This window comes from Psychrobacter sp. S1-30-MNA-CIBAN-0213, assembly GCF_040309845.1.
Lineage (GTDB): Bacteria > Pseudomonadota > Gammaproteobacteria > Pseudomonadales > Moraxellaceae > Psychrobacter.
The window spans coordinates 60,121-86,861 of the sequence record NZ_JBEOPE010000006.1 but is presented as its reverse complement, the minus strand read 5'-3'; the positions used below and the strand labels follow the sequence as shown (position 1 = coordinate 86,861).

The window sequence follows — 26,741 nt, the reverse complement described above, 5'->3', positions numbered from 1 at the left end:
TTTACTCATTGTGTTTATACATTACACCAATGATTGCAACCTATAGTCTGAATTTTTACTACTTAATATATCTACTTTTCAAACCCATACGCTATTTACATTTATTAACTGATTGTTGCGCTTATGGTGAATAACTATGACGAGTGTTTGTCTATACTAACTGTGATGTCTCTAAGTAGCACAGAGAAGGTCTACATAAATTGTAGACTTAATCATAATTACAATAGTTAGATAACTAAATAAAATGGAGAAACCAATGAAAAAGACGATGCTTGCAAGTGTTCTATTATGTGGTTCAGCGTTAGCAATGACTGGTTGCCAAACGGTACAAGATCAGCTAAAAACGGGGAATCCATTTAGCCAACCTGCTCTAAAATCAACGATTAAAACGGTGGATAGTAATAACAAAGAAGTCGGTCAAGTATTCTTGCGTCCTGTTGATGGCGGCGTACAAGTTTATGGTAAGCTTATGAATATGACACCGGGCAAAACTGTGTCACTACATATTCATGAGACTGGTAGTTGTGCTGATATGGGTAAAGCAGCAGGTGGTCACTTCAACCCTGATAACTTTCCACACTCTAACCCAGATGACATGAAAGGCCATGCAGGTGATCTACCTAATCTAACCGCCAATGCTGATGGTGTTGCTACTATTAACTATGTAAATAAGCAAATTTCTGCAGCTCAAACAGGCAAATACAGCGTTAACCGTTTAGCCTTTATCGTTCATGGCGGTGTTGATGACTATACTAGCCAACCAGCAGGTAATGCTGGTGACCGTATCGCTTGCGGTATCATTGAAAAGAACTAATAACGTTTAGCTCAAATATTATTAATAGCACAAAAAAACCTCTTAGAATTCTAAGAGGTTTTTTTATAGTTTAAAATTATTTATGGTCTAATGCGATACTATATCAAGAGTTAGATATACCGCTTAAAGGTAAAGTGGTACAAGAGGTTTACTCTTCTACCCATTCGCCTTTGCGCCAGTACACACCCCAACGCGTGGCTTTACCGTTTTTCTCAGAGCCAATATATTGCTCTTTTTTCTTACGTGACCAGCGTAGGATAGTTGGATTACCATCAGGATCTTCATCCGGCCCTTCAAACAGATATTGGAACTTATCTTCCATTTTATCTTTGATTTCGCGTAGCTCAGCAAGCTTTGGCGCACGTGTTTCGCGTACTTTCGGGAACTTAGACGCCGCTAAGAACATCCCAGCCGCCCCTTCACGCAGGATAAAATAATCCTCATGCTTGGTCGATTTTAGCTCCGGCAGATGAATAGGATCCATACGCGGCGGTGCTGCTTCGCCAGTTTTTAACACTTTACGAGTGTTGTCACATTTTTGACAAGCAAAGTAAGGGCCAAAACGTCCGGTCTTTAGCTCCATTTGCCCATCACACTTATTACAGTCAATGGTTGGTGCATCTGAGCCCGGCACTTCAAACTTACCTTCTTCTAGGATATAACCATCACAATCAGGGTTGTTACCGCAGATGTGTAGTTTGAGACCACCATCGACGATATAACCGTTCATGGCTGTACCGCATTTCGGGCAACGCTTCTTCTCCATCAAATCTTTGACTTCAGCAGCGTCGTCGTCACCTTCAGCGTCGTCAAGGTTGGCAAAAGCTTCGACTGGCATTAAGTTCTTCGTGCCTTTACAGCGCTCTTTAGGTGGCAAGTTATAGCCAGTACAACCTAAGAATACACCTGTTGAGCCGGTACGAAGTTGCATTGGACGATCACAAATATCACAGTGTACGTCCGGCACATCGGTCGGATCATTAGGACGCATGCCGTCTTTATCTTTGGCATGTTCAAGCTTAAGCTTAAAATCACCGTAGAAATTATCGAGTACATCTTTCCAATCTTGTTCACCTTCTGCAACGTGATCGAGTTTGTCTTCTAGGGCAGCGGTAAAAGTATAATCCATCAAGTCTGGGAAGCTGGCTGTCAGTCTATCAGTTACGATATCACCCATTTTTTCGGCAAATAAACGCTTATTCTCAAGCTTTACATAACCACGATCTTGAATAGTTGAGATGATTGATGCATAAGTCGATGGACGACCGATACCTTTTTTCTCAAGCTCTTTAACTAAGCTTGCTTCAGTAAAGCGTGGAGCTGGCTTGGTAAAATGCTGACTTGGATCAAGCTTATCAAGGATAAGCTTATCGCCTTTTTTGACATCAGGTAACAAGGTATCGTCAGTCTTGGCTGGTGGCATCACTTTAGTATAGCCATCAAAAACCATGGTACGACCACGAGCTTTTAGCTCAACGTCATCTGCACCAACAAATAGATTTACAGACAGATATTTTGCTGGCAGCATCTGACAGGCGACAAACTGACGCCAAATTAGCTCGTATAGACGTATTGCATCACGCTCAACGCCTTTCAGCTGAGTGGACTTCATATTGACGTTAGAAGGACGAATGGCCTCATGCGCTTCCTGTGCGCCTTGCTTATTACCGTAGAAGTTTGGCTTTTCTGGCACATACTTTGCGCCATAGCTATCTTCAATATAGCCACGCACAGCAGCGAGCGCATCACCAGATAAGAAAGTCGAGTCGGTACGCATATAAGTGATATGACCAGCTTCGTATAAGCGCTGTGCCAAAATCATAGTCTTTTTGACAGAGAACCCTAAACGTGTACTTGCCGCTTGCTGCAATGTCGAGGTGATAAACGGCGCACTTGGACGCGATTGCGTTGGCTTCTCTTCGCGCTCTTTAACGATAAAGTCGCTTGAATTAAGCACTTCTAATACTTTATCAGTCTGCTCTTTATTGACAAGCTTAAGCGTTTTGCCGCCTTGCTTGGTCGCTTCTAGGCGAATACCAATCTCTTCAGCGTCTTTTTTGCTAGTGGCAATATGCGTATCAGCATGAATCTGCCAATATTCTTCTGGAATAAAAGCGCGAATCTCATGCTCACGTTCGACCACTAAGCGCATGGCAACCGACTGTACACGACCTGCAGACAGACCGCGAGCAACCTTTTGCCACAGTAATGGCGATACCATAAAACCAACGACCCGATCCAAAAAGCGCCGCGCTTGTTGTGCATTGACGCGATCGATATCGAGTTTTGACGGCTGCTTAAAGGCATTTTGAATGGCAGATTTGGTAATCTCGTTAAAGACCACGCGCTCATACTTGCTATCTGCACCACCGATGACTTCTTTGAGATGCCAAGCGATTGCCTCCCCTTCTCTATCCATATCCGTTGCGAGATAGATTTTGTCAGCGTCTTTCGCTAAAGCCTTTAGCTCTTTGATAACTTTGGTCTTGTTTGGCAGTACTTCGTAGACTGCAGCCCAGTCGTGCTCTGGGTCTACGCCCATACGCCGTACCAGCGCTTGCTGTGCTTTTTCTTCTTTGCTCAGAGTTTCATCTTTTTTAGTGCTTGTCGCTTTCTTAGCGCTTTTACTTGCACCTACCGGCAAATCACGGACATGACCAATACTTGAGCGTACGATAAAGTCATCGCCAAGGTATTTATTAATTGTTTTAGCCTTGGCTGGTGATTCGACAATGACTAATGACTTGCCTTTCGGTTTGTCAGAAGCAGAAGCCGGACTTTTTTTAGTTGTAGTTTTTGCCATATGTGACGACACCGTAATAAGTAGATTAAAAGTAAGGTTAGATTCAGCAGCATGGCAATTTTGTTAGCTAATCATAATAGCTCAGCGATTTGTGGTAATAAAAGCTGCCAACAAAAACGGTTATCTAACAAACAATAACGATAAAACAAAAATATAGTTATAAAGACGTTACACTGCTAGGAGTGAAACTGTCAACTGTAAATGACTGAGAGTCTGCCAAAAGTGCTTGCATATTGCCTATTAATGGAGATTAAAAAATACTTTACTAGCTCTAAAGTTTCTTCTGCATCTCAAGCGCCCATTTTTCAAGATTTTCTTTAAGCGCTAGCAAGTCTGCCTCAATCAATTTTTGCTGATAAGCAGGATTGGTTGATGGACGCACATAAGCGATGTCTTCCCAATAAATAATAATGCTATTAGCCTTGGTTAATAAACCTTTCACAAACGGCTCAATACTCACGGGTAAATCCAGTGGCACTTTATCCAAGCTAAAATTGGTTTTTTTGATAGCACTGCCATTATTAGTGTTGCTGTTATTAGTACGAATGGCACTTGGAATAGTAAGCTTAGTGCTATCTGTAGTCATATCGATAAAGCTACTATCTGGTCGCCATTGCCCGTCAATCACTTGATAGCGTGCATGTGGCAGTTGCGTATCTTCTAGCACTAAACAATACTGACCCATCATCCCTCGACCATATTCATTATCTTTGCCCTTGATCCAGTCAGGACAGGTAACAAGCTTTGGGTTGAGCTGCAGACGACGCGCAGTCATACGTAGCTTGTCCAAACGCTGGTCGATACCGCTGGGTTTGAGCGCCATCATACTCCCTAATACAAATAGTACAATGACAATTCCAATCCATAACCCCATGACCATCTTGCCTTATCGTTTAATTAACAAACACCTAATAACGGTGTAAGCATTACTTGTTGATTATTTTTAACTATTGAATACGCTATCGTTATTCTGCATTAGCAATATACTAAATGGCGACCATGTTGCCTGATAACGATACGATTGCAAAATACCATGTGCAGACTAATATCGCGACCTTGTGTTCAAAATTCAAGCACCAACGCTTACTCTATATAGATAAACCCGAGACAAACACTTCCATATCAGCAACTTAGCAATTGATAATAATTAAATCTAATAACAAGATATGAAAAGTCGCTGGCAGAAAAAATGCTATGATAAACCATAATTTTAAACGCGCGCAGGTTTATTATGAATTATCTTACTAAGCTAAACTCATCTACTGCTTTTTTAGCGAGCAAAATTGCCAATAAGCTCACGAGTAAATTCAGTATCACTATATCGATGATAGGCGCCACACTAATCGCTTTATCAGGCTGTGCAACGACACAAAGTCTAACGCCGCAACAGTGTCAGACCAGTAATTGGCAAGAAGTCGGCTACGCAGACGGTATCCGTGGGCGCTCAGGTGCTTACTTTGGTCAATATACCAATCAGTGTGCAAGCGTCGGCGGAGCAATGCCCAATCGCATCCGATGGGAGCAAGGACGCCAGCAAGGCCTCAAAAACTACTGTACTGAACTTAATGCTTATAAGCTTGGCCGCGAAGGTTATGACTGGCAACCGGTCTGTCCACTCGAAGGCATTGATAAGCTAGAAGAGGCCTATTCTCAAGGACGCTACTATTATATCCGCCAGCGTGATCTTGACTATCTACGTTCGCCTTACCCATTTGGCTATGGACCTGGACGCTTTGGTTACGGCTATCGTCCCTTTGGCTATGGTTGGTAAATGCTGTGGTTAGTAATAGCTGATGTTAAGTTTTATTAAAACTAAGAAACGATAAAATAAAGGAAACCTCGCAAGGTAACCCAAACGAGGCTGGAGGAAAAGTTTATTATTTTAATTGTTCTTCTTGTTATCTTGGTTATTTTTTTATTGATAAGTTTGCTGGTTTTTTTAGTCAGCTTATTACTATAAGGCTGTTATAAAAGTTATGGCATTAAGCCAATAATATTACTCGTTAACAAAGGCTATCTTGCTGAGTCCAGCTTCACTAGCAGCAGCCAATACTTGCGCCACGGTATCATACTTGCCTTCTTTATCAGCACGCAGTTGCACAGAAGGATCTTTACCAGCTGCGCTTTGCTGTTGCAGTCGCGTTTCTAGCTCTTCCATACTGATTGGATCACTATCCCAAAATATTCCTGCGTCTTTATCAATACTGATCTGAATGGCTTCTGGCGGTGTTTCATTTAGCTCAGCACTAGTCTTTGGCAAGTCTAACGGCACCGTCGGATTTAACACCGTCGCTGTTAATAAAAATATAATCATCAATACCAGCATGATATCGATGAGTGGAATGAGGTTCATCTCACTCATACTTTGACTATCATCATCACCCAGTTGAAATGCCATAGTTCTTCTCAATATTTTTAATTATTCGCCATACATTTAAAACGTTGTCGATTATCTCTAGCTATCGTTCTTTTTTGCTGACAACGCTATCAATGAACACTCATTAAAGCTGTGATGGTGCTGAGCTACGATAAGGCTTTGCTTGCTGAGCTTCATTTGTATCTTCGTTATGACCCTGCACTAGCTGCGTTTGCATAGTGGTAGATTGATTATCTATTGACGGCTGTTGTGTGGCTAATTTGGTAGATTGTGCCAGTAAGTCATGCGCTCTATCGTTGGCGTGATACATTACACGGCGATTGATACGCACCGCAAGGTTGTAAAACACTACCGCTGGAATAGCGACCGCAATACCAAGCCCTGTCATGATAAGCGCTTCACCAACCGGCCCTGCTACTTGTCCCAATCCCGCCTGCCCACTCGTGCCGATGAAATGCAGCGCATGAAAAATCCCCCACACCGTCCCAAACAGTCCAATAAAGGGCGCAATCGCGGCAGTCGTGCCGAGGATAGGCAATCCGCGCTCACTGGCAAAGCGGTAGCGACCTATATGCTTAAGTAACGTCTGCTCAGTGACCAAACGATGAGTGGCTGCATCAGAATCTATTAAATCAGACTGTTTAGCAGCAATCTGCTGACTCAATTCATCAGCGACATTGTCGGCCAATTTGCGACTTTGTAGAACACGAATAATACCCGTTACCCAAGAGATAATAGATAAAGCGAATAGCAGAAAGAACAAGGTTCTGGTCACCATATCGCTATATTGCCAGTAGGTCGTAAAGTCCATGTCAGATTCCTTAGTTTTTTATGCAATCACATAATGCTGCTACGCATATTATGCCTCGCCTTATCATGAGAATTATAAATAAATATTTTTTAAGAATAAGTAAGATCAAAATCAACCAACTAAGGTACAGCGTAACTAATAGGTAATGTCACATTTCCTACCACTGGTTCACCATTCTTAGTAAAAGGTTTGAATTTTCCAGAGCGTACTTGACGCTGCGCCTCTTTGTCTACTATTGAATTGCCCGAGGATTTAGCAACTCGCACACTATCGATACCGCCCTGTTTATTTACTCTCAATATCAATACGACATTAAAGGTATCACCAGAAAGGGCTCTACGTGAGGCACGCTCAGGAAAGCTAAAGTTCGGTGCGGATGCCCAATTTGCATTGCTAGCAGTGAAATTCACTGGTGTATTATTTGCTGCGGCTGCTTGGGCATCACGGGCAGCTTTAGCGTCTGCTATTCTTTTGACTTCTGCAACCGCATTCGCATGAGCTTCTTGAGCTGCTTTTTCCGCTTGTGCTGCCACTATTTTACGCTGCTCATTAGCAGTTGATGTATCGATTATAGGCTCTGGTAACGGCTGTTGGAGTTTTTCTTCCGGAGCTTCTTTTTTAGGAGTCTCTTTTTTAATAATATCGGGCTTTTTTTCTTCTACTTTTACGATAGGTGAGGTATCAGGTTTTTCATCTCTCACCACTGGCTCTATTGGTTTTGATGGCGTATCTACCTTAGCTTTAGATACTGGCTTAGCTTTCGGTACTGGTTCTTGTTCAGGTTTAGTTTTTTCCGTTGGTTGAGATTGTGCTTTTGGCTGAGGTTCAGGCTCTTGTTTAGCTGCTTGCTCTTTCGCTTCTACCTCAGCAATGGCATTTTGGGCAGGTAATGATACAAACTCAATCTCGATAGGTGGTTTTTCTTTAGACAGCTCAACTTTCGGTTCAGGCGTTTTTATTGCTACCAAAGCCACTGCCGTAAGCACGTGTAGTCCCACAACTATAACAACAGCTATGATTATCGATCTAAGTGGTGGCGCGTCTAAATCCGTTGAACTCATAACAGCCTAATATTTATATTTAATCGACGTACAATCGCGTTGATAGGATTACAATGGCGTAGATAATAATGCAAACGATAACTATTATCAATAACAAATTTAAATTATTTCTCTCATTGTCAAATCCTTTACAACCACTATTGTACGGCTATTTAACTAAAGAAAAGCTTTATTCTAGTTAAATTTTCCTACCCGAAACTCTATTCATCCAACAAATTACGGCTATCGAACAATAGCACTAAAAGGCAATATTTATGAATTATCCTTGATAGTTAATAACAACCATTATCATTTATATTGATAATGAGTCTCAATTACTTTATCATAACCTCTAATTTACTATTCCATTCCGTCCTGCTAAAACTATAAACTTTAAAAACCAGTTAATAAAAAATAATAAATTGAATTAGACAAATCAGCGAGCACTGTATTAGCGTGCACAACAACGCTAAACAAGCTCTTTTTACTTTCTTATATTTGCAGTTACTTTACTAAAAGACTGCACAAACCCGTAATATACCGAGTTATTTATGCCTACTAACACCTTCTGCTCTAGCCGTTCTACTGCCTCTTCTTTTAAACGTCCACTATTGACTGTCATGATGACAGCACTAGTTGCCAGCATTGGCTTGACAGCTTGTTCGTCACCTGACTCTAGCGATTCTGAAGTAAATGATACTAAGGTGGAGAATAACACTGCTGATGCCGCCTCGAATGTCGCTAACAACGATGCTGTTTCAGTGGCTACCATTGAAGTGGGTACGGTCAAAGGCCCTGTAAGTCTAGCGATAAATCCATCACCATTGGTAGTCTATGATATGACCTTGATGCAAGATTTGGCAGCGCTGGATGTGGCGGTCGATGGCATGCCAAGTGGGCTACATTTAGACAATTTACACTCAAAAACTCAGCCTGAGCCAAAATCAGTCGGTACGGTATTTGAGCCAGACCTTGAAGCGTTAAATGCCATGCAGCCACAAGCTATTTTGGTCGGCTCACGGATGGCAGAAAAATACGATGCGCTTTCAAGCATTGCGCCAACGCTTGATATGACCATTGATACGGCAAATATTTATGAGTCGAGCAAGCAACGTCTGCATGATTTGGGTGCATTGTTTGGTAAAAGTGATCAGGCAGCAAAACTGCAAGGTAATATCGACAGTCTCATTGGCGAGACCAAAGCCTTAACCGAGGATAAAGGTAAAGGCTTAGTGGTCATGGTGAATGGCAATAAGTTATCCGCTTATGGTGATAAGTCACGCTATGGCTTTATTCATACGGTATTAGATATTCCGATGGCCGATGGCCAAATCGCCGATGCGCGTCACGGTCAACCAGTATCGTTTGAGTATCTACAAAAGACCAACCCTGACTGGCTATTCGTTGTCGATCGTAGTGCGGCAATTGGCGAAGACGGCGCTGGTGCCAAAGCAGTATTGGACAATCCATTGGTCGCGCAAACCAATGCTTGGAGTAAAAACCAAGTGGTTTACCTCAGCCCAGATTCTTACCTAGCATTCGGTGGTTACTATCAATGGATGCAAGATTTGACTACCATTAAAGATGCTTTTGCTAGCGCGAAATAGACCTGATAACGATACGAGCCATATTTCTTAATTACCCATTAATAAGCCAGTAGACGTTATGTCGTTATTTTCATCTCGCGCTCATGCCAGTGTCAAAGACAATCCTGCTTTGCCAGCTGCACCATCAAGTTGGCAAAAAAACACCCGCAATGGTCTGAGTCCTAAACATCAACGTGCCGCCATACCACCGTGGTTAATCAACACGGGTAGCCTCATTATCATGGGGCTTTTGGTGTTGTTAAGCTTATCGATTGGGGTGGCGGACTTTTCGTGGTCAGGTATCTTTCACAGCATTATCAATCATAGCGCCAACTCGGACAGCTCACTGCTATTAGTCAGCCGCATACCGCGCACCATTGCCATTATCTTGACTGGTATCGCTATGGCTGTTGCAGGGATGATTATCCAAGTGGTGCTAAAAAACCGCTTCGTTGAGCCATCGATGGTTGGGGCAACTCAAAGCGCGGCACTGGGTTTATTAATAGTTAGCTTACTATTTCCAGCCAGTGCGCTCATTGTAAAAATGGGCGTAGCGACTATTGCTGCGGTGTTTGGCATGATGCTATTTATGATGCTCATTCACCGTATTCCGCCGACTGATTTTTTGATGATTCCGCTCATTGGCATTGTCTTTGGCGGCATTATCGAGGCAGTAACGACCTTTGTCGCTTATCAGACTGAATCGTTACAGATGCTCAGCGTTTGGCAATTTGGCGACTTCTCTGCCGTATTAGCCGGTCGTTATGAGCTGTTGTGGCTAACCGGTGGACTGTGCGTGCTGGCTTATATCATTGCCGACAAGCTGACCATCGTGGGGCTAGGCGATAACATCGCGCTGAACTTAGGAATTAGTAAACACCAAGTCACGTGGCTTAGCGTCGGTATGGTGGCAATGATGAGCGCTGTCGTTGTGGTAACGGTTGGTATGATTCCCTTTATTGGCTTGGTCGTACCCAATATCGTCAGCCGATTGATGGGTGACAAATTACGCCGTAGCTTGCCCGCAGTCGCGCTCTTGGGCGCATCAGCAGTACTGCTCTGCGATATCATCGGGCGCTCTATTCGCTACCCTTTTGAAGTGCCAGTCGCTACTGTCTTTGGTGTGGTCGGCACCGTACTATTTTTATGGCTGTTATTACGCGCGCCTGCTGAGCAATAATATATATCAATAAGACAGCTTCCTAATTGTTATTAACTCTTTTCTTAATTTATTCGTCCTGTTGTCTGCTTAGATGAGCTTGGCGTTGTTACTATTAAAGGTAGCATAGTAGGATTTACGTATGTTTTCACCGTCTAAGCATCGTCTTATAAATGACAGTTCTACAAAGTCTGGCTCAGCAGCAAAGAGTGTTCCAGAAAATGGCACTTTGGAAAACGACAACCATGCAAACACTTCTGCACAGAGTCATTTAGCACAACTTTGGGCATTTATCGCCAACCATCCAAAATCAATTGCCGCCATTATCTTATTGATCTCAATGACGCTGTTTTTGACGCTCAATGTCAACGGTTATTGGGATTTTGCCCTGCCGTTACGGGGCAAAAAACTACTGGCACTTATGGTGGTCGGCTATGCGATTGGCGTGTCGACCTTACTGTTTCAAACCCTAACGCACAATCCCATTTTGACGCCATCGCTATTGGGTTTTGACTCGCTCTATGTCTTGCTGCAGAGCTTATTGGTGTTCTTTTTGGGCGCGATGAGCTTTACCAGCATCAATCCTATTGCCAAGTTTACCCTTGAAATTGTCCTGATGTTTGGCGCGTCCCTACTGTTGTTTCAAGTGCTATTCTCAAAAAGCAGTCAGGATTTGACGCGGTTGATATTAGTGGGCGTCATCTTTGGGGTGTTGTTTCGCAGCTTATCGGCGCTGATTGCGCGCCTGATTAATCCTGATGATTTCGTCGTCGTACAATCTGCCAGTTACGCACAATTTAATACAGTCAATCCACAGCTACTGGGTATCAGCCTCTTTATTTGTGCCATTAGCGCTGTGTTTGTTTGGCGCTGGCGTTATCAATGCGATGTATTGATGCTTGGTAAGGCGCAAGCGATTAACCTTGGTATTAATTATCAACGCTTAGCCTTTGGGCTGTTAACGGTCATTGCGGTATTGGTCGCCACGGCAACCGCATTGGTCGGTCCAGTGACTTTCTTTGGCTTACTGGTCTGCGCCTTAACCAATCGCATTGCACGTCATATGTATCATAGCGAACGCCTGATATTGGTCAGCTTAGTGGCGATGATTTGCTTGGTACTTGGTCAGACGGTATTCGAACAAGTATTGGGTATGGCAGGGGTACTGTCAGTGGTAATTGAATTGGCAGGCGGCTTAGTATTTTTAATACTGATTTTTATGACTCAGCGCCGTTAATTATGGCTTAGTAAAACTGCACGATCAAAAAAATTTTAACGACAAGATATATAAATACATGCAGATGCTACTGGGATAAGTTTTTTGCAGCCTTTGTCTGCATCGGCACAGCAAGCGAAAAAAACTTATTCCAGTAGCGTTATAGCGTTTTTAAATCGGACCAACTGTATGATTAAACTCGATAATATCTCCCACCATATTGGCAAACAACAAATCCTGCATGACATTACCTTGTCTTTACCACCCTCACAAGTGATTGCTTTAATTGGCCCCAATGGCGCAGGTAAATCCACCCTGTTTTCAGTAATGGCACGTTTGCAACCGCTACAGTCAGGACAGGTAAGTTTTGCTGTAGATAATGAGGAACGTGATATTGTTAGCTGTCATGCGCGAACCTTGTCTAAGACAGTAGCGATGCTCGGACAAGACAATCAAGTACTAGGGCGACTGCGTGTGCATGAGCTGCTGATGTTTGGGCGCTATCCCTATCATCAAGGGCAACCAACCGCAAACGATGAACAAAAAGTGCAGGATATTATTGAACGCTTTGAGCTAGAACCATTAGCCGAGCGTTTCTTATCGACATTGTCCGGTGGTCAACGTCAACGCGTGCTGATTGCAATGATTGTTTGCCAAGATACGCCGTATCTATTGCTCGATGAGCCCCTAAATAATTTAGACATGTACCATGCTGGTCGCCTAATGCGTGAGCTGCGCGATTTGAGTCATAGCCAGCAAAAAACCGTGGTCATCGTCCTTCATGATATCAATCAAGCCGCGCAGTTCGCCGATACGGTGGTCACCATGAAAGCAGGTAAAGTAATGGCAGTTGGCCGACCAGCTGATGTCATCACCCAAGAGACTATGAAGGATTTATATAACGTCGATGTCTCAGTTCTTAGTCATCAGGGTCGTCCAGTGATTGTCGATACATTGTTATAGTGACGCTTCACCATAATTCCCATATATAGTTGGTTCAATATAAAAACGATACGCAAGACTGGTATAAATTTTTTGCAGCCTCTGTCAGCGTAGACACAGCAAGCAAGAAAAATTTATACCAGTCTGGAAATATCACATAGCGTATCGGTTTCATTTGATATGAGATATATGGTATCGCTGTTTGTGTTCACCACTTATAGCCCTAATGCAGCATCTTCCCGCTTCACAATTTTATGCTCATCTTCACTGCTATCAAGCTTCCAATAACTTGAGATATAGAGATGGCTCTTAGTCACTTCTTTTTCTTTAAAATACCGTCGTAGCGCTCGCATACTATTAAACTCACATGCCGCCCACACTGCAGGTGTCCCGTCTAACCAAGTAAGTGCTTTAATACGCTCAAGTATTGGGTAGTGGCTATCACTTGCCATTGCATTCACAACCCACTCAATCTCGATATTTTTTGGTTTTGTGAGAGATTGGATATCGTCCTCACTCAACACTTCTATGACCGCGTAGCCGACTGCATCCTCTGGCAGTTGTGCCAAATTAACCGTGATGGCTGGCAAAGCAGTCATATCACCTGCTAACAAAAACCAATTCGCCTCATGATTGATGTATTTCTTTGCACCCGGACCGCCAATCAAAATAGTGTCACCGACTTGAGTCGTTTTGGCCCAGTGCGATGCTGGTCCTTCAGCACCTTTATGGTTAAGACCGTGTAATACAAAATCGATATCCATCTCATCAGCACGCTGCTGGATAATAGTATAAGTGCGCATGATTGGTTTTTGCTCCTCACCCTGAGGAAATATCAATTTGATATAGGCGCTTTCTTGATCTACTGGGAAGTCTCTCATTCCTTCCCCTCCCAGCGTAATACGTCGCATATTGGGTGTGATATCAGTGATACGTTTCACTTCTAAAATTCTTGGGCTAGGTTTGGACATTTTTAGATCCTTTTATTTATAAAGTTATATTTTTCTTTTAGATAAGATCGGTTTGAAGTGCTAGCTATTTTACACTAGCATTATGTTATGCACCTTCACGTGCACATTTCAATTAGGTCATGTTTACTTCAGCTTTCGCAACGCTTTGCCTCGTTGTTGCCGACCTTTCCACCACAGATAAACGCCAGTGCCTGATAATATCGTCACGACCAAACCTATCAGCGCTAAGAATACTTGATACAGTCGATGAGTAAGTTGTTCATCTTCGCCTTGACCAATATGTCCCATGTGTAGCGTTGATAACCATTGGTCTACTTTACTGCCGAATGAGCTTTGATAACCAAAATTAACGCGCTCAACGTTACCTGTTTGGGCATCGACAGTGATAGATGAGGCGCCGCTGTGGCTGCCAACATCCTTATCGGTTTTAAAGCGCATTTGCCATTGCTTGTCCTCTTCTACCCAGCGCAATCCCAATAACTGCTGGACGCTGACCCCATTTTTTTGCGCGGCAATATTCGCCTGCTTGCTAACATACTCAATACTATTGGCTTTATTCACAATAGCAGCAACACGTGTTTCATTACTAACTGGCGCAAAACTTGGCATGTCCTGCACGCTAGATTTATCTGGTTTATTTGACTCACCTTTTTCTCTTTCTTTACCTTCTTTGCTTTCAAGTCCAACCACTGCTTGCATCACCGGTTTATAAACTTGCTGCAAGTTAAAACCCACACTCGACCAAGCAATGACAAATAACATCAGCCAAAGCCACAATCCAAACGCATGGTGCAGATCATAGTTGAGCTTAAAGATATTGGTTTTTCTGCGGATTTTCCAAGCAGGTAGCCAACGCTTAAATAATGAAGCACGTTTTTTACTGACGGTTTTTTTATTAATATCCGAGTTGGCTTTATTAGCCTTTACTGCCCGTGGAAAAGTAAGATAAAAGCCAATAAAGCAATTAAGCGTCCACACCAGCGCCACTAAGCCTAACAGCAGCCTACCGATATCACCTAGCAACAAATCACGGTGTAGCCAAAACACCTTCCACATGGTATTGCGCCATGCCCATTCATCCTTATTACGAGTACCGATAATCTCACTGGTAAAGGGGTTGATATAGACTTCTTGGAAAGGGGCTTTAGGCTGAGATTTCGCTTTAGGGCTTCTTACTCTATCTACCAAAAATACAGCAGATTTGTCAGGCGCTATCGAGGTTGGCATACTCGAAAATGTCTGTTTTGGATAACTTGTAATGACCTTGTCATGCAGCTCAGCGATCGATAATGGCGGCGTTCGTTGCGCTTCAATATGCACCAGCTCATGATTGAACATATCGTCCAGCTCGTCATAAAATGCTAGCAGCGCTCCAGTGAGACCAGCCATGATTAAAAAAGCGGCCATCGCAAGTCCGGTATAACGATGGATCCATAGACAGGTTTGGCGCAGATTAAATGAAAATAATGTCATTAGTCCTAATTCTTTATTAATTTATCATGTGATTGGTCATTAGAATGTAGCTGTTAATTGATAATTCTGCCAAGTTAAGAAGAAACCCGCATGAAAAAAGCCAGCTCTCATACAAAGACAGCTGACTTTTAAATATTACCAATAGCAGTTAGATTAGAACTGATACGTTAAGGAAGTTTTAATATTACGACCCATCTCAAAATCCGTGTAATTATCATCTAAAGCGTTGTTACGTGAGGCATGGCTGGCATAAGTTTCATCAAAGATATTGTAGACGCCTAATGTCGCTTTTAAGCCTTCAACCTGAGTTGGTGTATAGCTCATAAAGATATCATGCACGTCGTAGTTTGGTTTTTCGATATCATCTCCACTCGTATTAGGCGTCACTGAAGCAACATAGGTACTGCGCCAGCCAAGCTCTGTGGTGTCCGTTGGCGCGTAGCCAAGGTTGACCATGTATTTATCACCAGACTCAGAGCTACTACCGCTCACTGAAGCGATGTTATAACCGGTATTTTCGCCCTTACTGCGGGCACGCGCATAGCTGAGACCCATGTTAAAGTTATCTATTTTATAATCGGCTGCAAGCTCAACGCCTTTGATTTTAAAATCTTCGTCTTTGTTAATCACACCCTGACATGTCTCAGGGGAATCACTAGTACCTATCTGTCCAGTTGTACAATTTAGACCAGTCCTACTACCCCCTGCACGGACAAATTCAAGGTAGTTTTCAATATTGGTCTCAAAGTATTTGGCACTCAGTCGTAGCGCATCATCAGCGCTAGTCAGACCGCGAAGCGTCGTCGCCATACCAACTTCAGCGTTCGAGCCTTCTTCTGCTTTGAGGTCATTATTAACATAGGTATCTTCACCATCTTGATTAAAGATAGCTTGGCTTAAATCTGGACCGTTAAACAGCTGCGTATAGCTGGCGAATACTTGCGTACGCGGTGCAATCTCGTAACTGGCAGCCAGTGCGCCAACGACATTGTCGTAAGTTTTGCCAGCCGATACAAATTCAGGAGACTCATAACGGTCATAACGTATGCCCGGCGTTAGGGTTAATTTACCCATCTGCCACTGGTCTTCTAAATATACTGAGGTGTTTTTTGCTTCATCAGTGCCAGTTTTGGCAGAGTTGCGCGCCATCTCTGACTCTTTTTTATAGTGCTCAACGCCAGCAATCAGCTTATGCGTCCCTGTGATGCCCGCGATGATAGCGTCATCAATAATACTGGTGTTTTGGACTTTAGCACCAGTGGTTTTAACGCCCGCTTCCCAGTCATAACCTAGATTTTCGGTATAATCCGTATCCCTTGAGATACTCGTTTCTGTTTGATAAACATTGGTATCAACGTCTATTAAGCGACTCACTGGATTATAGCTATAATCTAACGTATAAGTATCACGCTTTACTTTTTGCGGGAGAATCTCGTTCCAACTACCTACCCCTGAACTCGCTGGAAAATCAGGACGTAATGGGAATAAACCTTCGTTTTCGGTACGGCTAAAGCCAGCACCAACATGATGATCATCGCCAATATAGGCACCCGCTTTTAATAGGATATTTTCGCCTTCGCTATCTTGGGTTTGAATCTCACGCCCCTTGCCATCTTCACCAGCATTGGCATCACGTTTGCCATAATAAGCCAACAAATCAACATTCTCTGTCGGTGCGCCATAAACGGTTGCTGAAGTGAGTAGCTCGTCGTTATTGCTGCCGTAACCTGCATGTAATTTGGCACCGACTTTTTGACCAGGTTTGAGCAAGTCTGCCGCATCCACGGTTTCAAAAGCCACACCGCCACCAATCGCATCATTACCCAGCGTGACAGAATTGTTGCCCACCGATACGTCTGCTTGTTTTAGTAAGTCTGGGTCAATCGTGACATCGCCCATATGATAAAACATCGCGCCTTCTTGACGCGCACCATCAATCGTTACTTTTAGATTGGTATCATCAAGACCGCGTACTCGCACACGCTGGTTCACCGATGAAGTACCACCGACTTCAACCCCTGGTATGACGTCCAAAAAATCACTTAAGTGGCTAGCTTGCGCGGCTGGCGTGTAGTCATCTATGTAGACAGAATCTTCTTGTACACTATCACGGACTGAGCTATTGGCCGTCACAGTAATCGTCTGTAATGTCGTACTTGGCATATCTTTTACAGCAGCTGTACTGGCTGCTTGTGACCCTTGCGACCACAATACCGCTGCCACACCCATAGACAATACGGTCAATCGACTAGATAGCTTTGCTGGTTTTGACGACTTTGATAACTCTACTTCACGCATAACGCACTCACTTTAATTACTATCAGAATTGGATTTTTGAAAATCACTATTAAAAGCCATTTATCAACGGTCTTTTCCCAGAACTGCTTGTTTATACTTCTTAATGCTTTAACGTCATCTAGCGGCACATGCGAATCGCATTGTAAACGTTAATGATAATGATTAGCATTTAAATTATAAGAGGCATAATAACGAAGTATTAACAATTTGGCAATAATTAATGTGAGAAATTTAGCATTAAAAATTCGCGCGCGTGTGTTTGTTACCTTAACCGCTTAATACTCATCTTTTCTAGCAACTTTCACGATGCGCTAATCAATTTAATAATTTATGCTTTACAGCTCTAATGAAGAACTTTCCTCGAATAAATAAACGCAATAATATTAAAAAAAACGTTGCAATGCGTCACCCTTTCGCTATACCCTAATATAGCTGACCAAATAGTCAGGTTTTAAGATATGACGGTTAGTGAGATTAATAAATAAATAGTTGTTATCGATAAATAATGGCTGGCTTTTTTATTTATTAGCACAAGGATCAGTGCGACTCTTTGTTAGATAGATAGGCCATACGATTCGTTATAGAGCTTTAAATGAATAGGGAGCTCTAACCCATATGTCTCTTGTATTGCTTAATATTACCGACAGAGATTGGACTAAAAGTCACTTTAGGAGGAAGCCAAAATGAGTGAACACACTCAAGGAAACCCTGATTTGTTATACGGACTGCATGAACGTCCTGCCCCTGCAAAAGCATTTTTGGGCGCGGTACAGCACGTACTAGCCAGCTTTGTCGGTATTATTACCCCTTCATTAATTATTGGCGGCGTCTTGGGTTTGGGCGAACACATCCCCTACCTCATCAGTATGTCTTTGATGGTATCAGGGGTTGCGACTTTCATTCAGACTCGCAAGATTGGCCCTGTAGGTTCTGGACTCATGGCTTTACAGGGCACTAGTTTTGGTTTTTTAGCTGCAGTATTAGCAGCAGGTTTTGTGGTAAAAAATCGAGGGGGTAGTCCAGAGGAGATTCTCTCTGTCATCTTTGGCGTCTCGTTTCTTGGTGCCTTCGTCGAGATTTTCTTAAGCCAATTCATTACCAAGCTTAAGTCTTTGATGAGCCCTATCGTTACTGGTTGCGTGATTGTCACTATCGGTCTGTCATTGACTAAAGTAGGTCTGACTGATTTGGCAGGCGGCGTTGGTGCTGAGGACTTTGGTAGTATGCAGAACCTACTACTAGGTGGCGGTGTACTGGTAAGTGTGGTGCTGATCAGCATCATTGATAATAAAGTTATTCGCTCAAGTGCAATCTTTATTGGGCTAATGCTAGGTTTGGTTGCAGCGATGTTCATGGGACGTATTGACTTCTCTTTAGTATCTGAAGCCCCCGTATTTACTTTGCCTGTGCCCTTTAAGTTTGGTTTTGGTTTTGACTGGCAAGCTTTTATTCCTATCGCCTTTATGTATATTATTACCAGTATTGAGACCTCAGGTGACTTAACTGCAACCTCAATGATTTCAGGCGAACCTATTAAAGGCCCACTATACGAAAAACGTATCAAAGGCGGTGTCTTAGGTGATGGGGTTAACTCATTGATTGCGGCGGTGTTCAATACCTTCCCAGTGACGACGTTTAGCCAAAACAATGGCGTGATTCAGATGACGGGCATCGCTAGCCGCTATGTTGGCTTTTATGTGGGTGCTATCTTATTCACTATGGGTATGTTTCCTATTTTGGGCGCTATCTTCACTCAATTACCAAAACCCGTCGTGGGCGGAGTGACATTACTGATGTTTGCAACGGTAGCGACCGCAGGTATTCGTATTCTATCAACCGTGGAATTTACCCATCGTAATATCTTAATCATTGCGACCTCACTAGGTCTATCAATGGGTGTTGCTTTTGTCCCTGATGTATTTGCCCAAACCCCTCAATTTTTCCGTAATATTTTTGGCTCAGCAGTTACGATGTCAGGTATCGTTGCTATCGCTCTCGATATGATCTTGCCAAAGAACTATGGTGTTGAATTTGATGAGCCAGAGCAACATGCTGATGAAAAGTTAAAGCCCGTGCGTGAATTGTCTCAGAGCGAAATTGAGATAGAAAGTCAGGCGTTGTGATTTGCCTATAATTTAATTGAGCGCAGGAAGAGTATCAGGAAGAGAATTTTTCTGCACCTCAATCACCACTTTAGCGATATAGCGTTAACAAAGCTACTATCGTTAAAGTGGTTTTGGCTATATAAAACGAGGATCAATACCTGCTGTTAAAGACCGCAGCCACGCAAAATGAACGGTACCAAAAACTCAGCTGCACGCGCCTCATCTTGTTCATCGTAGGCACTCTTTTGCATCAAGCCGACGATTTCTGTCTCAAACTCTGCATATCTCTGGGTCGTTGCCCAAATCAAAATCAATAATTGCAATGGATCGGCAATGCCAATTTTGCCCTGCTCATGCCATGTCTTCATCACCTCTATTTTATCAAGTGCCCACTCTTGCATCGTCGTTGACATAAAGTCATGTAGATGCGGTGCACCGCCAATGACCTCAAGCGCGAACAGCTTATGCCGATTTGGGTTTACAAATGCTTGATGCAACTTGGTACGCACAAACTTTTCGATAACGGCTTTAGGGTCACTATCAACCGTCATGGTGACCAGTCCTTCGTTCCATTCTTGAATAATAGAATGCAGCACCGCCTTGTACAGATTCTTTTTATTTTTAAAGTAATAATGAATATTGGCTTTTGGCAGCCCTGCTCGATCAGCGATACCTTGCATAGTCGCGCCGCGATAGCTTTGTAGGACGAACTCCTCTTCAGCCGCTGCTAGAATCAACGCTTGGTTTTGCGCACGAATATCTTGTTGACTACGATGGGCAGGTGCTTCAGGCGCAGGTGAGGTGTCCGCTTGGTTCTGTTGTGCCATAGTTTGAGCCATTAGGTATTGTTATTAATAAACAACCATATTCCAGTGAACTATTAGGATAAAGCCCTAGTTTTTATGAAACATAGCAAGATAAATGAAAGTATTTTGTATAAAGTAGTTGACCAAATGGTCAGGTTTAAGCAGAATAGATAATATCAGACCAATGACTACTCAAGCAATACTACTTTAGCACGGGATTCGCATAGTCTTTATTTGATGGAAAAATATTATCCTATCGTCATAGATGCTTATGAACCTTAAGCTTCTATCTTACTAGAATTTTTGTATAAAAAGAAAAGGATGTCACCGTGAGCTTAACGTTACCGCAATTTAATGAACTATCTCAAGCTGATGCGACCTCACGCCTATTGACCTGTTGCACCAGTACCAGCTGGGCACATGACTTGGCAAACGCGCGTCCTTTTGCAAATATAGACACTTTGCTTACCCGTAGCGATGAAATATGGCAACAGGCTCAAACGACTGAAGCGAATTTGCTTGAGGCCTTTGACGGTCATCCACAAATCGGCAACGTCGACTCGCTGAAAGAAAAATATCGCAACACTCAAGATAGTGCCGCGCATGAGCAGTCAGGCGCAAATGATGCTGAAGATGATGTGATTGCCGCATTGGCTCAAGGTAATCAAGATTATCTCGATAAATTCGGCTTTATCTTTATCGTGTTTGCAACGGGCAAGAGCGCGCAGCAAATGCTGGATTTATTGTTAGCACGTTTGCCAAATGATCGCGCTACTGAGCTGGTTAATGCCGCTGCTGAGCAAAATAGAATTACACGTTTACGCTTACAGAAGCTGCTAGGCGCCGCTTAACGTAAACGCTGCCTTACTGGTTCAATATATAAAAGGAATTATCATGTCAGGTACTCTCTCATCACATATCTTAGATATCCATCTTGGCAAACCTGCCGCCGATATCGCGGTGACGCTACACCGCGTAAGCGCAAGCGGCAAGGCGTCACTATTAGCCAATGGCGTCACCAACGCTGATGGACGCGTGACACCAGATAGCTGGTCGTTTGACCCAACTATTGATATTGCTGAATATCACTTAGATGTTGGTCGTTATACCTTAACGTTTGATACCCAAGCTTATTTTGATGCACAAAATCTAAAGGCTTTTTATCCGCAAGTAGTCATCGATTTTATGATAAGTGATAACGGTCACTATCATGTACCGCTACTACTTAGCGCACATGGCTACAGCACGTATCGCGGCTCGTAAATTTATTACGTCACAGTGTAAAAATACACTGGATGAAAGAACATTGGACAAAAGGACACTTGCCACATGGGCGCATATCTTCTCGATTGGTTAGCTTTATTTTTTCGCTGGTTTCACGTTATCGCTGGGATTGCATGGATTGGTGCGTCTTTCTATTTTGTTTGGTTGGATCTCAGTCTGCGTAAACCACCACAGTGGAAAGCCGATAAAGGTATCTCAGGCGACTTATGGGCAGTACATGGCGGCGGCTTTTATGAGATTGCTAAATACAAGCTTGAGCCTGAAGAGATGCCCAAGACCCTACACTGGTTTAAATGGGAAGCTTATACGACGTGGCTGACTGGTATGGCAATGCTCTCTATTGTCTATTATGCCAACGCAACAGCTTACTTAATTGACCCCAGCAAAGTCGCTTTTGGTAGCAGTATCGGTGCCATATCGACTAGCTTACTGTTCTTATTCGGTAGCTACTTTATTTATGAAGTAATCGTTCGCAGTCACTTAGGTAAAAACGCCTTTGTCTTTAGCTCGCTTATCTTTATATTGTTGATTATCGCGACGTGGGGTTCGTATCAGCTGTTCAGCGATCGTGCCTCATTTATTCATATCGGTGCTATCTTAGGTACGGTAATGGCGGGTAACGTATTCTTTGGCATCATGCCAGCTCAGCGTGCGCTTGTAGATTGTGTGCGGCGCGGTGAAAAACCAGGTAAAGAAGTGGCCGACTTGGCGTTACAAGCAAAAAACCGCTCGCTAATGAATAACTACTTTACCCTACCGCTCATCTTTACCATGATTAGCAACCATTATCCAATGATGTATGCTCATGCACATGGTTGGTTGGTCTTGGTATTCGTAGGTATTATCACTGCCCTTGTACGCCATTACTTTAACCAAAAGCATTTAGGTAATACGCAAACAAAATTCCTCTGGATTCCTGCCTTATTAACAGTGTTATTGATTATTTGGATGCGTCCAGCGCCAATCGAGCCATTACCTGCCGCTAGCGCTCCAGTCGCTGCTGCGCCTGCAGTAACTGACAGCACGCCACCAACTGCTAATGCTAACAATGAAATAACAAGTGCTGCAGCTGTTAATGCTACTGCTATTAATGAGACTGACAAGGCTGACTCTGATGAAAATGTCACCGCCGCAGCCATTCCAGTGGCGGCCTCAGCTGACGATGCCATTATGGATGTTGTGCACACGCGCTGCAGTACCTGCCATGCCGCACAGCCAACCCAGCAAGGCTTTGCTGCACCGCCAGCGGGTATTATCATCCAGACACCCGAAGACATGAAAATTCACAAAGCCAAAATCATCACTGCGGTACAAAGTGGCTATATGCCCCTAGGAAACCTCACTCAATTAACGGATGAAGAACGTCAGCAAATTGTAGCGTATGCTTCCGGGTTATAAATGAGCATTCTAAACACAGATAAGTAAACACTAATCAAACAATTACCTTGACCAATGACCTAGACATCCTTAAAGTGTTAACAATAACCGTTATTAAGTGTTAACAATCTTGGTTTCGATTGATTCCAATCTAAAGGGAGAAAAGGATGTCCACTGCGAATGAGCAAGGAAGTCAGCTCAATAATAAGTCCAACAGCGCGCTCTATGATTGCAACACTTTCAATCCAGAACGCAAAAACTCAAGATTATATAATGAAGATCTTGCCCCGCTACAGCCTGAACAGCGTAATTGGGGCTGGTTTGCGATATTTAATGTTTGGTCCAATGATATTCAGAGCTTATTCGGTTATACCTTAGCGGCCTCTTTATTTTTGAGTTATGGACTGAATGGCTGGTGGGTCATGGCAGCGATTATCTGCTCAGGATTCATCGTCATGCTGATGGTTAACTTGACGGGTAAGCCGAGCGTCAAATATGGTATCCCTTTTCCAGTACTCATACGAGCTAGTATGGGTATCAACGGCGCTAATCTTCCAGCTATATTACGAGCCATTATTGGTATCTTTTGGTACGGCGTGCAGACCTATTTTGCATCCACTGCGGTCGCTATTTTATTAACATTAATGATGGGTAGCTCGGATGCAACCTTTTTGGGCTTAAACGGCACGGCTTGGCTCGCTTTCGTAATCGTTTGGGTGTTTCAGATTTTGCTTTTTTGGGCAGGGGTTGAACCTATCAAGCACTTTTTAAACTGGGCAGGTCCGCTAGTTTATGTGGTGATGGTTATCTTGATGGGCGTGGTCTGGTATCAGTCAGGCTCAGAATTATTACCGGCTATTAACTCCATTTTTGCTAGTGGCAGCGATTATACGGGTAGCTCCTTTCAGGCCTTTACGGCTATCGTTGGTACTATGGTCGCTTACTTTGCCGCAGTGGTCATCAACTTCGGTGACTTTTCACGGTTTTTGCGTAGCGAGCGTGATATGAGACTGGGTAACTTACTCGGTTTGCCGATTAACATGGTGTTTTTCTCCTTCATTGCTCTAGTCATTACCGCAGGTACTCTAGTCTTATTTGGTGAAGCCTTAACGAACCCATCAGATATCGTTGATCGAGTGGACTCTTTGCCATTAACTATCGTCGCTGCCCTAACGTTCTTTGCCGCAACGGTAGGTATCAATATGGTCGCCAACTTCATACCACCGGCTTACGACTTGGCCAACTTGTTTCCTAAACATATTAACTTTCGTAAGGGCGGCTTAATCACTGCTGTTATCGCTTTTTTCGTTGGCGCATTGTGGTTATCTTTTATTAGTAAGATCGGCATTGTGGGTTTTGTAAATGCTGTCGGTGCCGTTATTGCGCCCTTCTTCGGAATCTTGGTCATCGATTATTATATAATAAAGCGCCAACAAATCGATATGGATGACTTGTTTTCGGCAAAACCCACAGGCGCTTATTACTATTATAAAGGTTGGAATGTTCGCGGTTTGATCGCCTTTGCTGTTGGCGCTTTATTCTCGCTTGCCACTGTATTAGTACCTTCGCTCACCTCACTTGAAGGTTACGGTTTCTTATTAGGAGCTGCGTTAGGTGGTATCGTTTATTGGCTACTTATGCGTCCCTACGCCGTAAAACCTAATCAAGCATAAGACTTTAGGTAATAAAAACATCTCAATTGAAATAAAGGAATATCAAACATGACTCAGAAAATCACCAGCGATTTTAATCAAGACACCTACCCACGCGACCTAAAAGGCTATGGTGGCAATCCACCACAAGCGAATTGGCCAGGTGGTGCAAAGATTGCTGTACAGTTCGTACTAAATATCGAAGAAGGGGCAGAAAACAGCGTCATGCACGGCGATGGTCAGTCTGAGCGCTTTTTGTCAGATGTTTTAGGCACGCCAGAATTTAACAATCGTCACCAGTCTATAGAGTCTGCATTTGAGTACGGTAGCCGCGTGGGTGTTTGGCGAGTATTAGATGTGTTTAAAGAATATGGCTTACCCATTACTACCTTTACTTGTGCTGCCGCTGCTGAAAAAACACCGCATATTATCGAGCGCGTCTTAGAGGACGGTCATGAAATCGCCAGTCATGGACTGCGCTGGATCACTTATCAATATATGTATCGTGAGACCGAACGTGAGCATGTGCGTGCGGCGACTAAAATCTTTGAGCGGATGCTTGGCGGGCAGCCGCTGGGCTGGTACACTGGTCGTGACAGCCCTAATACCCGCGAGCTGGTAGCCGAGCAAGGCGGTTATATCTATGACTCCGACTCTTACGCTGATGAGCTACCTTACTGGCTCAATGTGAAGGTAGCAGAAGGCAACAAGATTGAGCGCAAACCGCATTTGGTTATCCCTTATACGCTTGAAACCAACGATATGCGCTTTGCTTCAAGCCCTGGATTTACGCACGCCGAACCCTTTTATCAATATCTAAAAGACAGCTTCGATACCTTATACGAAGAAGGCGCGCATACCCCTAAAATGCTAACGATTGGTCTACATTGTCGCATTATCGGCCGTGCTGGTCGCATCAAAGCCCTCAAACAGTTTTTGCAATACATCACTAGTAAACCCGATGTCTGGATATGCCGCCGAGATGAAATCGCTAAGCACTGGTATGAAAACCATCCCGCCACGGCTGATAACACTGCCAACTGGATGTAGCCATGAGCTCAGACACAAATTTATCGCGGCACAAAACCACTAAGGAACATGAATAATGTCAACAAAAAGTACTTATTATGCACCAACTGGCGGATTACCACCGCAAACACAGTTACTATCCGATCGCGCTATCTTTACCGAAGCTTATGCGATTATTCCTAAACGTGTACTAACCGACATTGTTATTAGCTACCTGCCGTTTTGGGAAGGAATGCGGATGTGGGTACTTGCACGTCCTTTAAGCGGTTTTTCAGAAACCTTCTCACAATACATCGTTGAAGTAGCACCAAATGGCGGCTCAGAAAAACCTGAGCTAGATGCAAAAGCCGAAGGTGTTGTATTCATCGTTGAAGGTGAAATGGATATGACCATAGAAGGTGAATCGCATCATCTTGAAGCGGGAGGTTATGCATTTTTACCGCCGGGATGTAAATGGACGCTGAAAAACAATAGCGATAAGCACGTTAAATTTCATTGGATCCGCAAAGCTTATCAATTTGTAGAAGGTATTGATGCGCCCGAACCCTTTGTAACCAGCGATCACGATGTTGAAGCGATTGAGATGCCGGACACAGGAGGCGTATGGGCAACGACTAGGTTTACAGAGCAATCTGATATGCGTCACGATATGCATGTGAATATAGTTACTTTCCAGCCAGGTGGTGTGATTCCATTTGATGAAACTCATGTTATGGAACATGGTTTGTATGTACTAGAAGGTAAAGCCGTATATCACTTAAACGGCGAATGGGTAGAAGTTGAGGCAGGTGATTTTATGTGGCTGCGCGCATTTTGCCCACAATCTTGTTACGCTGGCGGACCTGGTCCATTTAGATACTTACTATATAAAGATGTGAATAGACATATGCCGTTTATTCGCCCAGAACGATAACCCATCCAGAACGATAAACAGTTTAGAGGCATAATCGTTAATTCGAGTATGTCATTTACTCCCAGATGACGGTTTAAGTCGCGTA

Annotated in this window: 22 protein-coding genes; 13 read left to right on the top strand and 9 right to left on the bottom strand. The window is 43.3% G+C overall.

Going from position 1 to position 26,741, the window contains the following annotated elements:
* Positions 1–256 precede the first annotated feature (256 nt).
* Positions 257–814: a superoxide dismutase family protein gene (locus AAEY87_RS07790; protein ID WP_068036923.1), complete on the top strand. Its 558-nt coding sequence runs from the start codon at positions 257–259 to the stop codon at positions 812–814.
* Positions 815–962: 148 nt separating this feature from the next.
* Here the strand turns inward: AAEY87_RS07790 and topA are convergent, their stop codons facing one another.
* Together topA and AAEY87_RS07780 are read right to left on the bottom strand one after the other, a co-directional pair.
* Positions 963–3,617, bottom strand: a complete 2,655-nt coding sequence (topA, locus tag AAEY87_RS07785; protein WP_068328715.1) for a type I DNA topoisomerase — start codon at positions 3,615–3,617, stop codon at positions 963–965.
* 271 nt (positions 3,618–3,888) lie between these two features.
* A complete protein-coding gene (locus AAEY87_RS07780) occupies positions 3,889–4,491 on the bottom strand; it encodes a hypothetical protein (protein WP_350656669.1) in 603 nt (200 codons plus the stop codon).
* Positions 4,492–4,848: 357 nt separating this feature from the next.
* Here AAEY87_RS07780 and AAEY87_RS07775 point away from each other — a divergent pair, with 357 nt between their 5' ends.
* Entirely contained in the window at positions 4,849–5,388 is a 540-nt protein-coding gene (locus AAEY87_RS07775) for a DUF2799 domain-containing protein (protein WP_350656668.1), read from the top strand.
* Between the two features lie 225 nt (positions 5,389–5,613).
* Here AAEY87_RS07775 and AAEY87_RS07770 read toward each other — a convergent pair whose 3' ends face one another.
* The 3 genes from AAEY87_RS07770 to AAEY87_RS07760 form a co-directional block, all read right to left on the bottom strand.
* Positions 5,614–6,015 (bottom strand): ExbD/TolR family protein, encoded by a 402-nt coding sequence (locus tag AAEY87_RS07770; RefSeq protein ID WP_068036934.1) that lies wholly within the window; start codon positions 6,013–6,015, stop codon positions 5,614–5,616.
* Positions 6,016–6,118: 103 nt separating this feature from the next.
* Complete coding sequence (locus AAEY87_RS07765) at positions 6,119–6,805, bottom strand: MotA/TolQ/ExbB proton channel family protein (RefSeq protein ID WP_350656665.1); 687 nt, start codon at positions 6,803–6,805, stop codon at positions 6,119–6,121.
* 119 nt (positions 6,806–6,924) lie between these two features.
* Positions 6,925–7,791, bottom strand: a complete 867-nt coding sequence (locus AAEY87_RS07760) for an energy transducer TonB (protein ID WP_350656663.1) — start codon at positions 7,789–7,791, stop codon at positions 6,925–6,927.
* Positions 7,792–8,396: 605 nt separating this feature from the next.
* On the opposite strand from AAEY87_RS07760, the gene AAEY87_RS07755 reads away from it, so the two are divergent.
* From AAEY87_RS07755 to AAEY87_RS07740, 4 genes are all read left to right on the top strand, one after another.
* Entirely contained in the window at positions 8,397–9,452 is a 1,056-nt protein-coding gene (locus tag AAEY87_RS07755; RefSeq protein WP_350656662.1) for a siderophore ABC transporter substrate-binding protein, read from the top strand.
* Positions 9,453–9,510: 58 nt separating this feature from the next.
* Entirely contained in the window at positions 9,511–10,611 is a 1,101-nt protein-coding gene (locus AAEY87_RS07750; RefSeq protein ID WP_350656661.1) for an ABC transporter permease, read from the top strand.
* Between the two features lie 121 nt (positions 10,612–10,732).
* Positions 10,733–11,827 carry an iron chelate uptake ABC transporter family permease subunit gene (locus AAEY87_RS07745; RefSeq protein ID WP_350656660.1) on the top strand — a complete coding sequence of 365 codons (1,095 nt, stop codon included), beginning with the start codon at positions 10,733–10,735 and terminating at the stop codon, positions 11,825–11,827.
* Between the two features lie 168 nt (positions 11,828–11,995).
* Positions 11,996–12,769: an iron ABC transporter ATP-binding protein gene (locus AAEY87_RS07740; protein ID WP_350656659.1), complete on the top strand. Its 774-nt coding sequence runs from the start codon at positions 11,996–11,998 to the stop codon at positions 12,767–12,769.
* 194 nt (positions 12,770–12,963) lie between these two features.
* Here the strand turns inward: AAEY87_RS07740 and AAEY87_RS07735 are convergent, their stop codons facing one another.
* The 3 genes from AAEY87_RS07735 to AAEY87_RS07725 form a co-directional block, all read right to left on the bottom strand.
* Positions 12,964–13,719 carry a siderophore-interacting protein gene (locus AAEY87_RS07735; protein WP_350656657.1) on the bottom strand — a complete coding sequence of 252 codons (756 nt, stop codon included), beginning with the start codon at positions 13,717–13,719 and terminating at the stop codon, positions 12,964–12,966.
* A 123-nt stretch (positions 13,720–13,842) separates the two neighbouring features.
* Positions 13,843–15,192 (bottom strand): PepSY-associated TM helix domain-containing protein, encoded by a 1,350-nt coding sequence (locus AAEY87_RS07730; RefSeq protein WP_350656655.1) that lies wholly within the window; start codon positions 15,190–15,192, stop codon positions 13,843–13,845.
* 153 nt (positions 15,193–15,345) lie between these two features.
* The gene (locus AAEY87_RS07725) at positions 15,346–17,490 is read right to left on the bottom strand and encodes a TonB-dependent receptor domain-containing protein (protein WP_350656654.1); all 2,145 of its coding nucleotides are present in this window, start codon (positions 17,488–17,490) and stop codon (positions 15,346–15,348) included.
* A gap of 683 nt (positions 17,491–18,173) precedes the next feature.
* On the opposite strand from AAEY87_RS07725, the gene AAEY87_RS07720 reads away from it, so the two are divergent.
* Positions 18,174–19,613: a uracil-xanthine permease family protein gene (locus AAEY87_RS07720; RefSeq protein ID WP_068036957.1), complete on the top strand. Its 1,440-nt coding sequence runs from the start codon at positions 18,174–18,176 to the stop codon at positions 19,611–19,613.
* Between the two features lie 146 nt (positions 19,614–19,759).
* On the opposite strand, the gene AAEY87_RS07715 is transcribed toward AAEY87_RS07720, so the two are convergent.
* Complete coding sequence (locus tag AAEY87_RS07715; protein WP_068036961.1) at positions 19,760–20,422, bottom strand: TetR/AcrR family transcriptional regulator; 663 nt, start codon at positions 20,420–20,422, stop codon at positions 19,760–19,762.
* 308 nt (positions 20,423–20,730) lie between these two features.
* Between AAEY87_RS07715 and uraD the strand changes: the two genes are divergently transcribed.
* From uraD to AAEY87_RS07685, 6 genes are all read left to right on the top strand, one after another.
* Positions 20,731–21,252, top strand: a complete 522-nt coding sequence (uraD, locus tag AAEY87_RS07710; RefSeq protein ID WP_350656653.1) for a 2-oxo-4-hydroxy-4-carboxy-5-ureidoimidazoline decarboxylase — start codon at positions 20,731–20,733, stop codon at positions 21,250–21,252.
* A gap of 43 nt (positions 21,253–21,295) precedes the next feature.
* Entirely contained in the window at positions 21,296–21,664 is a 369-nt protein-coding gene (gene uraH, locus AAEY87_RS07705; protein ID WP_350656652.1) for a hydroxyisourate hydrolase, read from the top strand.
* Positions 21,665–21,730: 66 nt separating this feature from the next.
* Entirely contained in the window at positions 21,731–23,083 is a 1,353-nt protein-coding gene (locus tag AAEY87_RS07700) for a urate hydroxylase PuuD (RefSeq protein WP_350656650.1), read from the top strand.
* Between the two features lie 146 nt (positions 23,084–23,229).
* Complete coding sequence (locus tag AAEY87_RS07695) at positions 23,230–24,735, top strand: NCS1 family nucleobase:cation symporter-1 (protein WP_350656649.1); 1,506 nt, start codon at positions 23,230–23,232, stop codon at positions 24,733–24,735.
* Between the two features lie 48 nt (positions 24,736–24,783).
* Positions 24,784–25,764 (top strand): allantoinase PuuE, encoded by a 981-nt coding sequence (puuE, locus tag AAEY87_RS07690; protein ID WP_350656648.1) that lies wholly within the window; start codon positions 24,784–24,786, stop codon positions 25,762–25,764.
* Positions 25,765–25,819: 55 nt separating this feature from the next.
* Positions 25,820–26,656: a bifunctional allantoicase/(S)-ureidoglycine aminohydrolase gene (locus tag AAEY87_RS07685; RefSeq protein ID WP_068328757.1), complete on the top strand. Its 837-nt coding sequence runs from the start codon at positions 25,820–25,822 to the stop codon at positions 26,654–26,656.
* Positions 26,657–26,741: the final 85 nt, after the last annotated feature.